The organism is Parazoarcus communis (assembly GCF_003111645.1).
In the GTDB taxonomy this organism is placed as follows: Bacteria; Pseudomonadota; Gammaproteobacteria; order Burkholderiales; family Rhodocyclaceae; genus Parazoarcus; species Parazoarcus communis_A.
Genome location: NZ_CP022187.1, coordinates 1262514 through 1275974 on the forward strand (window position 1 = coordinate 1262514; position 13461 = coordinate 1275974).

Annotated in this window: 10 protein-coding genes and 2 tRNA genes; 5 read left to right on the forward strand and 7 right to left on the reverse strand. The window is 63.9% G+C overall.

Annotation, left to right across the window (positions count from 1 at the left end):
- Positions 1-17: 17 nt before the first annotated feature.
- From CEW83_RS05800 to CEW83_RS05810, 3 genes are all read left to right on the forward strand, one after another.
- Entirely contained in the window at positions 18-956 is a 939-nt protein-coding gene (locus CEW83_RS05800; protein WP_108948495.1) for a sodium-dependent bicarbonate transport family permease, read from the forward strand.
- Positions 957-960: 4 nt separating this feature from the next.
- Positions 961-1272: a P-II family nitrogen regulator gene (locus CEW83_RS05805; protein WP_108948496.1), complete on the forward strand. Its 312-nt coding sequence runs from the start codon at positions 961-963 to the stop codon at positions 1270-1272.
- 106 nt (positions 1273-1378) lie between these two features.
- A complete protein-coding gene (locus CEW83_RS05810) occupies positions 1379-3445 on the forward strand; it encodes a diguanylate cyclase (protein WP_108948497.1) in 2067 nt (688 codons plus the stop codon).
- Between the two features lie 9 nt (positions 3446-3454).
- Here the strand turns inward: CEW83_RS05810 and gltX are convergent, their stop codons facing one another.
- From gltX to thrC, 5 genes are all read right to left on the reverse strand, one after another.
- Positions 3455-4852 carry a glutamate--tRNA ligase gene (gltX, locus tag CEW83_RS05815; protein WP_108948498.1) on the reverse strand — a complete coding sequence of 466 codons (1398 nt, stop codon included), beginning with the start codon at positions 4850-4852 and terminating at the stop codon, positions 3455-3457.
- Between the two features lie 103 nt (positions 4853-4955).
- Positions 4956-5030, reverse strand: a tRNA-Val gene (locus CEW83_RS05820).
- 51 nt (positions 5031-5081) lie between these two features.
- Positions 5082-5156: transfer RNA gene (locus CEW83_RS05825), tRNA-Val, on the reverse strand.
- An 80-nt stretch (positions 5157-5236) separates the two neighbouring features.
- Entirely contained in the window at positions 5237-6292 is a 1056-nt protein-coding gene (locus tag CEW83_RS05830) for a sensor domain-containing diguanylate cyclase (protein ID WP_108948499.1), read from the reverse strand.
- 197 nt (positions 6293-6489) lie between these two features.
- On the reverse strand, positions 6490-7938 hold the full coding sequence (gene thrC / locus CEW83_RS05835) for a threonine synthase (RefSeq protein WP_108948500.1): 1449 nt from the start codon (positions 7936-7938) through the stop codon (positions 6490-6492).
- Between the two features lie 454 nt (positions 7939-8392).
- Here thrC and pabB point away from each other — a divergent pair, with 454 nt between their 5' ends.
- Positions 8393-10201, forward strand: coding sequence for an aminodeoxychorismate synthase component I (pabB, locus tag CEW83_RS05840; RefSeq protein WP_234419005.1), 1809 nt, complete (start codon positions 8393-8395; stop codon positions 10199-10201).
- 45 nt (positions 10202-10246) lie between these two features.
- Here pabB and CEW83_RS21610 read toward each other — a convergent pair whose 3' ends face one another.
- Both CEW83_RS21610 and parA read right to left on the reverse strand, forming a co-directional pair.
- Entirely contained in the window at positions 10247-11221 is a 975-nt protein-coding gene (locus CEW83_RS21610) for a hypothetical protein (RefSeq protein WP_199915212.1), read from the reverse strand.
- Positions 11218-11883: a ParA family partition ATPase gene (gene parA, locus CEW83_RS05850; RefSeq protein ID WP_108948501.1), complete on the reverse strand. Its 666-nt coding sequence runs from the start codon at positions 11881-11883 to the stop codon at positions 11218-11220. Before parA ends, CEW83_RS21610 begins: the two co-directional genes overlap by 4 nt.
- A gap of 200 nt (positions 11884-12083) precedes the next feature.
- On the opposite strand from parA, the gene CEW83_RS05855 reads away from it, so the two are divergent.
- Positions 12084-13355: an O-acetylhomoserine aminocarboxypropyltransferase/cysteine synthase family protein gene (locus CEW83_RS05855; protein ID WP_108948502.1), complete on the forward strand. Its 1272-nt coding sequence runs from the start codon at positions 12084-12086 to the stop codon at positions 13353-13355.
- Positions 13356-13461 lie beyond the last annotated feature (106 nt).

Here is a 13461-nt window from a genome sequence, read left to right on the forward strand (position 1 = left end):
ACTGGAACCGCCCTATCATGGACGCCATCGCACTTTTCTTCGTACTGGGTTTCGCTGCGCGCCTCGCGCGTTCCGACCTGAAGCTACCCGCCCAGCTCTATGAAGCACTCTCCATCTATCTGCTGCTCGCCATCGGCCTCAAGGGTGGCATGGAGCTGGCCAAGCAGTCACCGATGGACGTCCTTCCCCAAGCGGTGGCTGTCATCGCGCTGGGCATCGTCATCCCGCTGGTCGCCTTTCCCATCCTGCACAAGCTCGGTCGTCTCGACCGCTTCAATGCCGCATCCATCGCCGGCCACTACGGCTCGGTGAGCGTGGTCACCTTTGCCGTGGGCATCGACTACCTGAGCGCGCGCCAGCTGGCCTACGAGCCCTACCTGCCGCTGTTCCTGGTCTTGCTCGAAATGCCCGGCATCGCGGTCGGCGTGCTGCTGGCGCGACTTGGTGGCAATACCGGCTCGGTACGCTGGGGGCCCTTGCTGCATGAGATCTTCCTCGGCAAGAGCATGGTGCTGCTCGCCGGCGGCCTGCTCATTGGCTGGGCGGCTGGACCAAAGGGGCTCGCGCCTCTGGAACCCTTCTTCTTCGGCCTGTTCAAGGGCGCGCTATGCCTCTTCCTGCTCGAGATGGGCCTGGTGGCTGCAGCCCAGGCGGGTGCGCTGCGCACCAGCGGGGCTTTTCTCGCCGGCTTCGCCATCGTGATGCCGATCCTCTCTGCGGTGTTCGGCACCGTCGTCGGAACTGCAATCGGGCTCTCTGCGGGCGGCACCCTGCTCCTGGCCACGCTGGCTGCGAGCGCATCCTACATCGCCGCTCCGGCAGCAATGCGAATCGCGGTACCGGAAGCCAATCCTGGGCTGTCGATTACCGCTGCCCTCGTCATCACCTTCCCCTTCAACATTCTTGTGGGCATCCCCCTCTACCACTACATCGTCGGTCTGATCCACGGGAGCTGAAACCATGCCAAATACCCATCCCTGCAAGCTCGTCGTCCTGATCACCGAAAAAGCGCTCGAAGAGAAACTGGCAGACGACGTCATGCACCTCGGCGCGCACGGCTACACCGTGGCCGACGTGCGCGGCCGCGGCAGCCACGGCAACCGCGCAGGCACCTGGGATGCCGACCGCTCCATCCGCATGGAAGTGCTGTGCGACGCCAATACGGCCGTCACCATCACCACGCACGTCGAAGCACGCTACTTCCGGCACTACGCGATGGTGGCCTTCGTCGCCGACGTGGGCGTGTTGCGGCCGGAGAAATTCGCCGGCTGAACCCGCACCCGGTGGACGACCGTTTGCGCGAATGATTGACGTTCGTCACGAATGACGCGTGCCGACCGGGCTAGACTTCTGTCGACTCACGTCCGGTTGCAATGTCGTGCAATACAAGCTTGTCGTCCTGATTGCCAGCACCGCACTTGCCGCGCTTTTCGCGGGTGGCGCGATGCTGTCGCTGCAGCAACATGACGATCGACTGAAGCTTCAGCTCGAGACACAGGCGGCACGGATGCAGAGCATCTACGAAGTATCCATGGACGAGCTTGAGCATGAAGCACGAGCGCTCGCTTACAACATGGCGGCCGATCCCGAGATCGCGCGCATCCTCGGGGACGCCAACCACCTGCTCCGCGCAGGCGGTGAAAGCAATGAGGCGCGCGCTGTCGAATTGCGTGCCGCGCTCACCGCCAAGCTTGATCTGCAGTGGCAGGACATGCATCGCATGTTCGACCTGCGCCAGCTTCAGTTTCTGCTCACGCCCGACCTGCGCTCTTTCCTCCGCCTGCATGCACCGGAACGCTACGGTGACAGCCTGATGGAACTCAGGCCGATGATGCGCAGCATTCAGAACGACCGTATTCCGCGCAGCGGCTTCGAGATCGGTCGTGCATTTGCCGGCATACGTGGCGGCGCCCCCGTCATCCGGCCCTATGCGCACCGACACGAGGCACTTGCCGATGCGCCGCAAGCCGGCCAAACGGGCGAGCATGTCGGCACACTTGAGGTCGGCATCGGCCTTGATGGCCTGCACAAGCGACTGAGCGAAAAGCTCGGCATCGGCGTCGCAGTGCTCCTGAATCCGGAACGTGTCACACAGGCGATGTGGTCGCACTATCAGCCTGCGACCCGCGCGCCCGAGCGCAGCAACTGCTGCTTTCTGCTGTCGGCATCCCGCCCCGAGGCCGAGGCCTGGCTTGCCGCAGGCCTGATCGAGCGTGGCAAGACCGAGGCGGAGTCGAGGCTCCAGACCTGGGACCGGAAGCAGTACCAGGTCATCCGCTTTCCGCTGTTCGATTTCGTGGGCAAGCAGAATCCGGCAAGACCTCCGGCCGGCAGCATCCTGATCTGGCGCAACGCAGAGACCGAGCTCGCCGCGCACACGAAAGCCCGAAGCATCACCCTCAGAAATGCGTTTGCCGGCTATGCACTGGTGCAGTTGATCGTGCTGCTGCTGCTGAACCTGTCGCGCCGGGAATGGAAGCGCCAACTCGATCTGCAGACCGCCGCAATCAGCCGCTTGTCACAGCAGAATGCCCTGCTGCTGAACACGGCCGGCGAAGGCATCTACGGTGTGGATCCGAATGGCGTGACGAGCTTCATCAACCCTGCCGCGCTCACGATGCTTGGCTACACCGCGGCACAGGTCATCGGCGAAAATCAGCACCGGCTGTTTCACCACCATTATGCGGACGGCTCACCCTATCCGGACGAAGCCTGCCCGGTATTCCAGACCCTGCTCGATGGCAAGCGCCGAAGCTGCGAGGACTGGTTCATCCGCGCGGACGGCACCGCATTTCCGGTGGCCGTGACCGTCGCACCGATCGACGACGGCAACCAGCGCGACGGCGCTGTCGTGGTGTTTCGCGACATTTCCGAGCTGAAGGAACAACGGGAAGCACTCGAGCAACTTGCCACGACCGACCCGCTGACCGGCGCATCAAACCGGCGCCAGTTCCTGGAGCGGCTGGATAACGAACTCTCCCGCCTTAAACGCAAGGGCGGCACGGCCTCGATCCTGATGGCCGACCTCGACCACTTCAAGAACGTCAACGACACTCACGGCCACGCGGCGGGGGATGCGGTGTTGAAGCATTTCGTCGACATCGTGCGGCAGACCTTGCGCAAGACCGATGTGATCGGACGCCTGGGCGGCGAAGAGTTTGCGATCCTGCTGCCGGGCGATGGCATCGAGGGCGCACGCGAGCTCGCCGAACGGCTGTGCGAAGCCGTCAAGAACTCACCGTCACGCTTCGAGCGCACACTGATACCGATCAGCGTGAGCATCGGGGTGGCAAGCCTGAACACGCGCGATGGCTCGGCAGAGGCCTCGCTGCAGCGCGCAGACAAGGCGCTCTACGACGCCAAGCATGCCGGGCGCGATCAGGTCAGGATTCACACCCCCGGGCAGGCAGGCGCAGGCCTGACCGCCCCTGAGGGAGCTCCCTGACACAAGGCCTCAGCCATAACGCGCCAGGCGCGACAGCACGCGCTCGCGGCCCAGCACCTCGAGCACCGCGTCAATCGACGGCGTCTGCGGGACGCCGAGAACGGCCACCCGCAGCGGAATCGCGACCTGCGGCATCTTCAGTCCATGCTCGGCCATGGTGTCCTTGATCGCCTGGCTCAGCACGGCCTTTTCCCATGCAGCCGACTCGAAACGTGCGCGCAGGCTCGCCAGCGCGGCGCGCGCGGTCTCGGTGAGATGCTGACCGACCACTTCGGGCGCCGGGTGTACATCGGCACAGAAGAGTTCGGCGGAATCCGTCAGTTCATTGAGGGTAGCTGCGCGATCCTTGTACAGCGCCACAACGGCATCCAGCGCCGGGCCGGCTTCCGGGTCTACCCCACGACGGGCAAGCCGGTTCGCCACTTCCCCAGCCAGACGGCTGTTGTCCGCCTGCTTGATGTAGTGGGCGTTGAGCCAGTTGAGTTTCTCGGTGTTGAACTGGGCAGCCGAGGGCGTGATGTGGTCGAGATCGAACCACTCGACGAACTGCTCGCGGGTGAAGACCTCGTTATCGCCGTGGCTCCAGCCCAGGCGCGCAAGATAATTGATGACCGCTTCGGGCAGGTAGCCTTCATCGTCGTACTGCATCACGCTCACTGCGCCATGGCGCTTCGAGAGCTTGGTACCGTCGTCGCCGAGAATCATCGACAGGTGGGCGTACTGCGGCACCTGCGCACCGAGCGCCTTCAGAATGTTGATCTGGCGCGGCGTGTTGTTCACATGATCGTCACCGCGAATCACCTGGGTGATGCCCATGTCCCAGTCGTCCACAACCACGCAGAAGTTGTAGGTCGGCGTGCCATCGGGGCGGGCGATGATGAGGTCGTCCATTTCCGCATTGGCAATCTCGATGCGGCCCTTGACGAGGTCGTCCCATGCCACCACACCGTCGACCGGGTTGCAGAAGCGCACAACCGGCTTCACACCTTCCGGCACCGGCGGCAGCACCTTGCCCGGCGCGGGACGCCAGCGGCCGTCATAGCGCGGCTTTTCGCCACGTGCGCGCTGAGCCTCACGCAGCCGGTCGAGCTCCTCAGGGCTGGTATAGCAGTGATAGGCCGTGCCGGCAGCAAGCATCTGGCCGACTACTTCCTTGTATCGGTCCATGCGCTGCATCTGGTAGAACGGACCTTCATCCGCGTCGAGCCCCAGCCACTTCATGCCGTCGAGGATGGCCTGCACCGCCTCGGGCGTGGAGCGGGCGACATCGGTGTCCTCGATGCGCAGCACGAAATCACCCTTGTGGTGACGGGCATAGGCCCACGAGAACAGGGCGGTGCGGGCGCCGCCGATATGCAGATAACCCGTGGGGCTTGGCGCGAAGCGGGTGCGAACGTGAGCAGTCATCGAATATCCCTTGGCATTGGGCGCGGACAAGCTCGGTGCAAGGACGTCGCCACAGTCTGAAAATAAAAAACCCCGCCGTCGAGACGACGTCGGGGTTGGTATCTGGTGGGCGGTACTGGGATCGAACCAGTGACCCCTGCCGTGTGAAGGCAGTGCTCTACCGCTGAGCTAACCGCCCGGTCAGCGGGGATCAATCCCTCTGCCGGCTTTCGCTACGAGTTCCCACCGTTGGTGGGCGGTACTGGGATCGAACCAGTGACCCCTGCCGTGTGAAGGCAGTGCTCTACCGCTGAGCTAACCGCCCTTCGCGAAAGAGGCCGGATTGTAGAAGCAGCACCGGATAACGTCAATAGCCACGCACAGTGTTCGCGACCACCCGCATCGTCAATCCAGCGCAAGCTCGGTCAGCACGCGGTTGCGACCACTGTTCTTGGCGGCATACAGCGCCTTGTCGGCGCGCTCGAAAATGCCGTCGAAGGCTTCGTCGTCGTGCCGGGATGCCACGCCGAGCGAAACCGTGAATGGATCGAGCGCGAGTTTGTCCTGACGCCGGATGAGGCGCAGGCGCTCGACCTTGATCCGTATCGATTCAGCCAGCGCTTCCGCCTCTTCAAGACTGCGTCGCGGCATCAGGATGACGAACTCCTCGCCACCGAAGCGCACCGTCACATCCTCTGCGCAAACCGCGGTCCGCATCACCTTGGCAACATGGCGAATCACGACATCGCCGACCGCATGGCCGTAGGTATCGTTAATGCGCTTGAAATGATCGATATCGAGGACGACCACCGAGAGCGGCTCGCGCGCACCGGAAACCGCCAACTCGTCGAGGTGATACTCCATGCCGCGGCGGTTGAGCAGGCCGGTCAGGGGATCGCTGAGCGCCTCGCGCCGATGGCGCTCAAGCTCGTCGCGCAGCTTGCGTGCTTCCTGATCGGCGGAGTCGAGACGCGCCTTCAGGGTTGCGTTACTTGTATGCACCTTGGCAGTGGCCGCCAGCAGGTCCGAGGCAATCGCGGTCACCGCCTCGCTGTCGTTCCTGCGCTTCAACAGGCTGATGTTGTTTTCCACCGTGGAGTGAAAGCCCGAAGCGTGCTCCCCTGCTTCGCTGATATCGCCGATCAGCCCGTCGACCAGTTCCTGCAGGCTCCCGCCCAGACCGCGCAGGTTGCGGAACTGTTCGATCGCGAGATGCTCGTCGTAGAGCTCGCGCATCAGCAGATCGTCGAGTCGCTTGTCCGCCGCCAGATGGGTGTCGATGCGAGCATTCAGCGCGGCGTCGCCCCCCATCCGGTACTCGTAGGCGACGGCGTAGTTGATCGGGCTGGGATGAAGAGCGTGAACGATCAGAAACTCGATCACCTCATGAGCGAGCATCCGGGCATCGCTATGGGTTGCACCCGGCTGCACCGCAGCGGGCTCGGCACTGACACCACTCATCTGACCACCGGTTGACTACGTTATTCACGAAATTCATGCAAGGAACATTCACGGCGCACCAAGGAGGTGCAGTCATGCCTGTCTACATGGCTGTTTTAATGAGTTTAACGCGATGATGATGACAACTCCAACCGAAGTCATCAAAAGCCCTAAAACCGCAGGCGCTGCATCAGCAAGCGCCTGCCAGACACCCTGTCTCAGACCCGCTCAGCGATGAAGCGCTTGATCTGCTCGCCGTCGGGCGCCATCACTTCGACGCGCTGAGGCAGGGTCTCGAGCCCCTGCAGATCAGCCGGCACCTCGGGGTCGCGCCCGAGCGCTTCGCGGATGGTTTCGGCAAACTTCACCGGCAGCGCCGTTTCCAGCACCAGCAGGGGCACACCCGCCGGGACTTCGGCTGCGAGTTCCCGCGCCACCTTGACGCCATCGGCGGTGTGGGTGTCGATCATCACGCCGTAGGTTTCGTAGATGCTGCGGATGGTCTCCAGACGGTCGGCGTGACTGCTGCTGCCCGACACAAAGGCAAAGTCGTCCAGACGGGCAAACCACGGCGTGGTGGTGAGATCGAAAGGCCGGCCGGCATCGACCTCCGCCCACAGTTCGGCCACTTTCTTCGGGTCGCGGCCGACGAGGTCGAACACGAAGCGCTCGAAGTTGGACGCCTTCGAGATATCCATCGACGGGCTCGAGGTCACGCTGGTCTCGGCGGTCTTGCGCGGGCGATACACGCCGGTACGGAAGAACTCGTCGAGCACGTTGTTCTCGTTGGTGGCGAGAATCAGCTTTGCCACCGGCAGGCCCATCTGTCGTGCGATATGGCCGGCGCAGATGTTGCCGAAGTTGCCCGAGGGCACGCAGAACGCGACCTGCTCGTCGTTCGACTTCGTGGCCTCGAAGTAGCCCTTGAAGTAGTACACGATCTGGGCTGCAACGCGCGCCCAGTTGATCGAGTTCACCGCGCCGATCCTGTGCTTCGCCTTGAAGGCGTGATCGTTGGAGACCGCCTTCACGATGTCCTGCGCGTCATCGAACATGCCGGTAACGGCAATATTGAAAATGTTGTCGTCCTGCAGCGAGTACATCTGCGCACGCTGGAAAGCGCTCATCTTGCCATGCGGCGACAGCATGAACACCCGCACGCCCTGTTTGCCGCGCATCGCGTATTCGGCCGCAGAGCCAGTGTCGCCCGAGGTCGCGCCAAGAATGTTGATGCTCTCCCCGCGCTTGGCCAGCACGTACTCGAACAGGTTGCCGAGCAGCTGCATGGCCATGTCCTTGAAAGCCAGCGTGGGGCCATTCGACAGCTCCAGCAGACCCAGCTTGCCGTCTTCGAGCCAGCGCACCGGCGTGATGTCGGCCGCGTTGTCTCCGGGGCGTACGTGGCAGTACACCGCTGCGGTGTAGGTCTTGTCGCAGATCGCCTTCAGGTCTGCGGCGGGAATGTCGGTGATGAACTTCGACAGAATCGCAAAGGCAAGCTCCGCGTAGGACAGCGAGCGCCAGGCGTCGAGTTCTTCCCGGCCGATCAGCGGATAGGACTCCGGCAGGTAGAGACCGCCGTCGGGGGCGAGGCCGCCGAGCAGGATGTCGCAGAATTCCGGATTGGCGGGCTGGCCGGCATGGCCACGGGTGGAGATGTACTTCACGGAACAGTCCTCGGAGTCAGCTGATTCTGCGCACGCCGATCACCGGCGCGCGAATACGAAGGCGTGAGTTTAACGAAAGTGCGTGGAGATTCGCAGGTTTGTGCATCACGCCGGCACGGTGACAACCGACATCCGTGCCGGTTGCAGCGCCATGAGCGACTCGGCCGACACCCGGAGCGCGTTCAGAGACATTGAAGAACATCCGTCGCCTCATACCCGTCACGCCACTTCCGCGGCGCGCCGAAACCCGGTCAACGGTGTTTTGCTGGCGCAACATGATCGACCTTTCGCATTAGAATTTCACTTTCACGACGCCCACCTCCCCAGACTTGACCATGACCCGCCAGCTCTCCGTGCGCCTGACCACTGCCCTGCTCTCCGAGGCTCACCGCAGCGTTCGACACTGCCTCGCGAACGGCTTGTGCACTGCAGCGCAACCTGCGCCGGGCCGCCCGTGACAACGCCCCTTTCCCCTGACGAAACAGCGAATCCGGGCTGGGCCCTGTTTGACGACAGCCTTCCCGACGGCGAGCACCTGTGGCTGACCGACCTGCAGTACACGCTGTGCTGCCGCTCGCCAGGCGAGGTCGAATCCACGTTCGGCAAGATCGAGGCTGCGCGCAGGCAAGGCAAGTGGGTTGCGGTGGCCGCAGCCTACGAACTGGGTTATGCACTCGAACCCCGGCTGCAGGCCTTGCTCCCCGCCGACGACGCCCCGCTGCTCCGTGCCTGGGTGTTTGCAAAGGGCGAACGCCTGTCACAGGCCGAGAGCCTGGTCCGGATAGAGGAAGAACTGTCGCTCCTCGACGAGCACCTGCAGAACGCAGGTGTGGCAGCACTCGAGCGCGGCATCGAACGGGCTGACTACCTTGAGGCCATCGGTCGCATCCGCGAACTGATCCACGCCGGGGACTGCTATCAGGTCAACTTCACCTGGCCGCTTACCGGCACGATCTATGGCTCGCCACTGGCGCTGTACCGACGCCTGATGGAGGCGCAGCCGGTCGGTCACGGCGGATACATCGCGGATGCCGACGGCGCCATCCTGTCGCGCTCGCCCGAACTCTTCGTCGAGCGCAGCGGCAAACGGCTGAGCTGCCGCCCGATGAAAGGCACAGCACCGCGCTCGAGCGACCCGAACGCACTGGCGAGCTCGACGAAGGATCGCGCCGAAAACGTGATGATCGTCGACCTCATCCGCAACGACCTTGGTCGCCTCGCGCCCGCAGGTGGCGTCAAGGTCGAATCGCTCTGCACGATCGAACCCTATCCGTCGGTGTGGCAGATGACATCGTCGGTCCATGCGGAGCCGGTCGATGCCGATCTGATCACGGTATTCCGCGCCCTGTTTCCCTGCGGCTCGGTCACCGGCGCGCCGAAGATCCGCGCGATGGAGATCATCCGCGAGCTTGAGCGCGAGCCACGCGGCCTGTACTGCGGTGCGCTCGGGTGGGTCGCCCCCGATGGCGACTTCAGCTTCAACGTGCCGATCCGGACCCTGAACGTGCAACCCGACGGCCGCTTCCGGCTGAACCTCGGGAGCGGCGTGGTGGCGGACTCGGACGCTGAGTCCGAATGGGAAGAATGCCTGCTGAAAGGGCGCTTCCTGACTGCCCTCGGCGCACCGTTCGGCCTCATCGAGACCCTGCGCTGCGAAGTGGGCGCCGAACCCACCTTTCCCCTTCTCGAGGCGCACCTGTCCCGACTGCTGCGCTCATCGCGGCATTTCGGCCACAACTGCGACATCGGTGCGCTGCGATCGGCCCTGCTGGCCCATGGACGCACGCTGACGCCCGGCATTCACCGGGTCCGACTGGAGCTCTCGTACGCAGGACGTCTCGTGATCGCCGGTCAGGTACTGGATGCACCGCCCGATACGCCACCGGAAATCGTGCAATGGCCCGAACGGGTCGACAGCACGGACATGCTGCTGAGGTACAAGACGACGGCGCGCGAGACCTATGATCACGCACTGCACGACGTACTGGGCCGCGGGTATTTCGACGCGGTATTCCTGAACGAAAGAAACGAAGTAACCGAGGGCGCACGCAGCACGGTCTTCATCGACACCGGCGACGGGATTCTGCACACGCCGCCATTGTCGGCGGGCGTACTGGACGGCGTGCTGCGACGGCAGCTGCTAGAAGACGGGCGCGCCATCGAACGCACGCTGTTGATGGACGACTTGCGCAGCGCCCGCGCAATCTACGTCGGCAACGCCCTGCGTGGATTGCAGCGGGTGACGCTGGCACCACCGGCTTGAGCCGGGAGGTCCGGAGCTGCCCCAGCGAGCAGCCCCGGGCAGACCTTACTTCTTGCTCTTGCTCTTGCCCTTGGTCACGACAGGCAGGGAATCGAGCACCGCGACCAGCTCTTTTGCCGAACGCTCGCCCAGCAGTTTGAGACCGGCACGCAGCACTTCGGACTTCGTTGCCAGCCGTCCGGCACGTGCCAGCGCGGTACGTATCTTCTTGAGCGCAGCCTGCTCGCTCTTGGGCATCGAGAACGAATCCCGCACCACCTTGCCCGCCTTTTCCTTTTTCGACTCGACGCTCGCAGCCGGGAGCTTGATGACTGCGGGGCCGGCGACCGACTTCTTCGCACCGCCGGACGTGCCGGCCACGGCTTTCGCAGGCGCCACCCTCGCCACCGCTGTTCCAGCGGACTTGACCTTGGCCGCCTTGGGCTTTGCTTCTGCCGGCTTAGCTGCTGCCGGTTTAGCTGCTACCGGTTTAGCTGCTACCGGTTTGGCCGCTGCCGGTTTGGCCGCTGCCGGTTTGGCCGCCGCCGGTTTGGCCGCCGCCGGTTTGGCCGCTGCCGGTTTGGTTGCTGCCGGCTTGGCCGCTGCTTTCGCCCCGGCTTCGGCCTTGGGCTTTGCAGGCGCCTTTTCTGCAGCGGGCTTCGCGACCGCGGCAGGCTTGGCCGGCGCAGGCTTCTTCGCTGCGCTTGCACGACGTCGGGCCGGGGCCTTGGAAGTCGCCGTCGCAGCGGGTGCAGCCGCAGCAGCAGCAGACGCGGGAGCCGGCACCGGCTCGGCAGCCGCGACCGGTTTCGCCTCGACCGGCGCTGCCGGCGCAGGCTTTGCTGTCACGGGCTTGCGCGCACGCGGGGCCCGCGGCGTCACGGGCTTTGCCGCGGGCTTCGCGGCAGGCTTCTCAGCCTGAGCGGACCTGGTCGCCGTCGCCGCGACCGCGGCCACTTCGGGCAAGCGTCCGGCAACCGAGGCGTCTTCCTGCTTGAGCGTGGCACGCAGTGCCGATTGCGTCTTGTTGCGTGTGGTCATCTTGTTTCTCCTGTCAGTTCAAGGACCGCCGCTACGAGACGGTCCACTTCATCACGGGCCTGCCCGGCACTGCGCCCCAGCCGATATACCGACCCGCCTTCGACTGCGCTCTGGGCGTAGGCATTGCGCTGGGCCAGGCTCGCAGCCACCACGGGCAAGGTGAATTCGCCAAGCACTTCGAGCACGTCTCCTGCCAGTGCAGTGCGCTGCACCCGGTTCGGCAGCAAGGCCGCGCGCAAGCCCGGACGGCGCGCCATGGTTGCAACCACCAGGCGCTCGACCGCACGCGTCGACCACAAGTCGGTCGGGCTGGGCACAACAGGAATCAGGATGACGTCGGCCAGCTCGAGCGCGGCGAGCGTATGCGCGTGTTCGATGGATGGCGGGCAATCCAGCAGCAGCATGTCCGAACGGCAGCCGACATTGCCAACCTGCGTTTCGAGTGAGGCCAGATCGCCCTGCATGCTCATCACCGATGCCGGAAAGGGGTCGGCCGGATTCGCCGCGGCAGCCCATCGCGCCGCGCTCTCCTGTGGATCGAGATCGCACACCGAGATCCGGTAACCCGCGCCTGCGAGCCCCTCTGCCAACTGCATGGCGACGGTCGTTTTTCCGACGCCGCCTTTTTGCGATAACAGGGCAATGACGCTGCACTGTTTCATTGTTGCATCTCCTCTGTTGCCCAATGCGGATGCAGACACATGTCTGCTGCATTTCCGACCCGCATCAAGTAATACTTTATTATTGTCCACTCGGACCCGACTCGTGACAAGCGCGGCGCCCCTTTCATCGTTTCAAGCTATTTCGATATCTCTCGCGCTCTGGATATACTCCTCCGACACTTTCAGAGGGGACCCTAAGAATGAAACTCGAAACAATCGCCGTACACGGTGGCTACTCTCCCGATCCGACCACCAAGGCGGTCGCAGTACCGATTTACCAGACAACCTCCTACGCTTTCGACGACACCCAGCATGGTGCCGACCTGTTCGATCTGAAGGTGGCCGGCAACATTTACACCCGCATCATGAACCCTACCACCGCCGTGCTGGAACAGCGCGTCGCAGAAATGGAAGGCGGCATTGCGGGCTTGGCGGTTGCCTCCGGCATGTCGGCGATTGCCTACGCGATCCAGACCATTGCCGAAGCCGGTGACAACATCATTTCGGCGGCAACGCTGTATGGCGGCACCTACAATCTCTTCGCGCACACCTTTCCGCAACTCGGTATCGAGGTGCGCTTTGCCGACTATCGCGACCCCGACGCTTTCGCCAAGCTGATCGACGACCGCACCAAGGCCATTTTCTGCGAATCGGTCGGCAACCCGCTGGGCAACGTCACCGACTTCGAGCGCCTCGCCGAGATCGCCCACAAGGCCGGCATCCCGCTGATCGTGGACAACACCGTGCCCTCGCCCTACCTGTGCCGCCCGATCGAGCACGGTGCCGACATCGTTGTGCATTCGCTCACCAAGTACCTTGGCGGTCACGGCACCTCGATCGGCGGCGTCATCGTGGATTCGGGCAAATTCCCCTGGGCCGAGCACAAGACGCGCTTCCGCCGCCTGAACGAACCCGACGTGTCCTATCACGGCGTGGTCTATACCGAAGCGCTCGGCGCTGCAGCCTACATCGGGCGCGCCCGTGTCGTCCCGCTGCGCAACATGGGTGCAGCGATCTCGCCCTTCAACGCCTTCCTGATTCTGCAAGGCATCGAAACGGTTGCGCTGCGCATGGACCGCATCTGCGAAAACGCGCTTGCTGTCGCGAGCTACCTGAAGACACACGCCAAGGTGTCGTGGGTCAACTACGCCGGCCTGCCCGACCATGCCGACCATGGCCTGGTGCAGAAGTACATGGGCGGGCGTGCCTCGGGCATCCTGTCCTTCGGCGTTCAGGGTGGCCTCGAAGGCGGCGGGCGTTTCCAGGACGCGCTCAAGCTGGTCACGCGTCTGGTCAACATCGGCGATGCAAAGTCGCTCGCATGCCACCCGGCGTCCACCACCCACCGCCAGCTCTCGCCAGCTGAAATGGCCAAGGCCGGCGTGTCGCCCGACATGGTTCGCCTGTCGATCGGCATCGAGCATATCGACGACATCATCGCCGATCTCGAACAGGCGCTCGCCGCAGTCTGATTGAAGTGAGCGTGCGTCCGGCCGTGTTCATGCACGGCCGGACGCCAAATTACGCGCTGCCGTAGTAGACTCGCGGATTGTTTCGTTTCGCCCCTCGCACGGGCAC

Bases quoted from the DNA above. Each gene is read 5' to 3' on its own strand.
- CEW83_RS05805 (WP_108948496.1), top strand. From the start codon at position 961: ATGCCAAATACCCATCCCTGCAAGCTCGTCGTCCTGATCACCGAAAAA.
- parA (WP_108948501.1), bottom strand. From the start codon at position 11,883: ATGAAACAGTGCAGCGTCATTGCCCTGTTATCGCAAAAAGGCGGCGTC.
- gltX (WP_108948498.1), bottom strand. From the start codon at position 4,852: ATGACTGCTCACGTTCGCACCCGCTTCGCGCCAAGCCCCACGGGTTAT.
- CEW83_RS05855 (WP_108948502.1), top strand. From the start codon at position 12,084: ATGAAACTCGAAACAATCGCCGTACACGGTGGCTACTCTCCCGATCCG.
- CEW83_RS05800 (WP_108948495.1), top strand. From the start codon at position 18: ATGGACGCCATCGCACTTTTCTTCGTACTGGGTTTCGCTGCGCGCCTC.
- CEW83_RS05830 (WP_108948499.1), bottom strand. From the start codon at position 6,292: ATGAGTGGTGTCAGTGCCGAGCCCGCTGCGGTGCAGCCGGGTGCAACC.
- CEW83_RS21610 (WP_199915212.1), bottom strand. From the start codon at position 11,221: ATGACCACACGCAACAAGACGCAATCGGCACTGCGTGCCACGCTCAAG.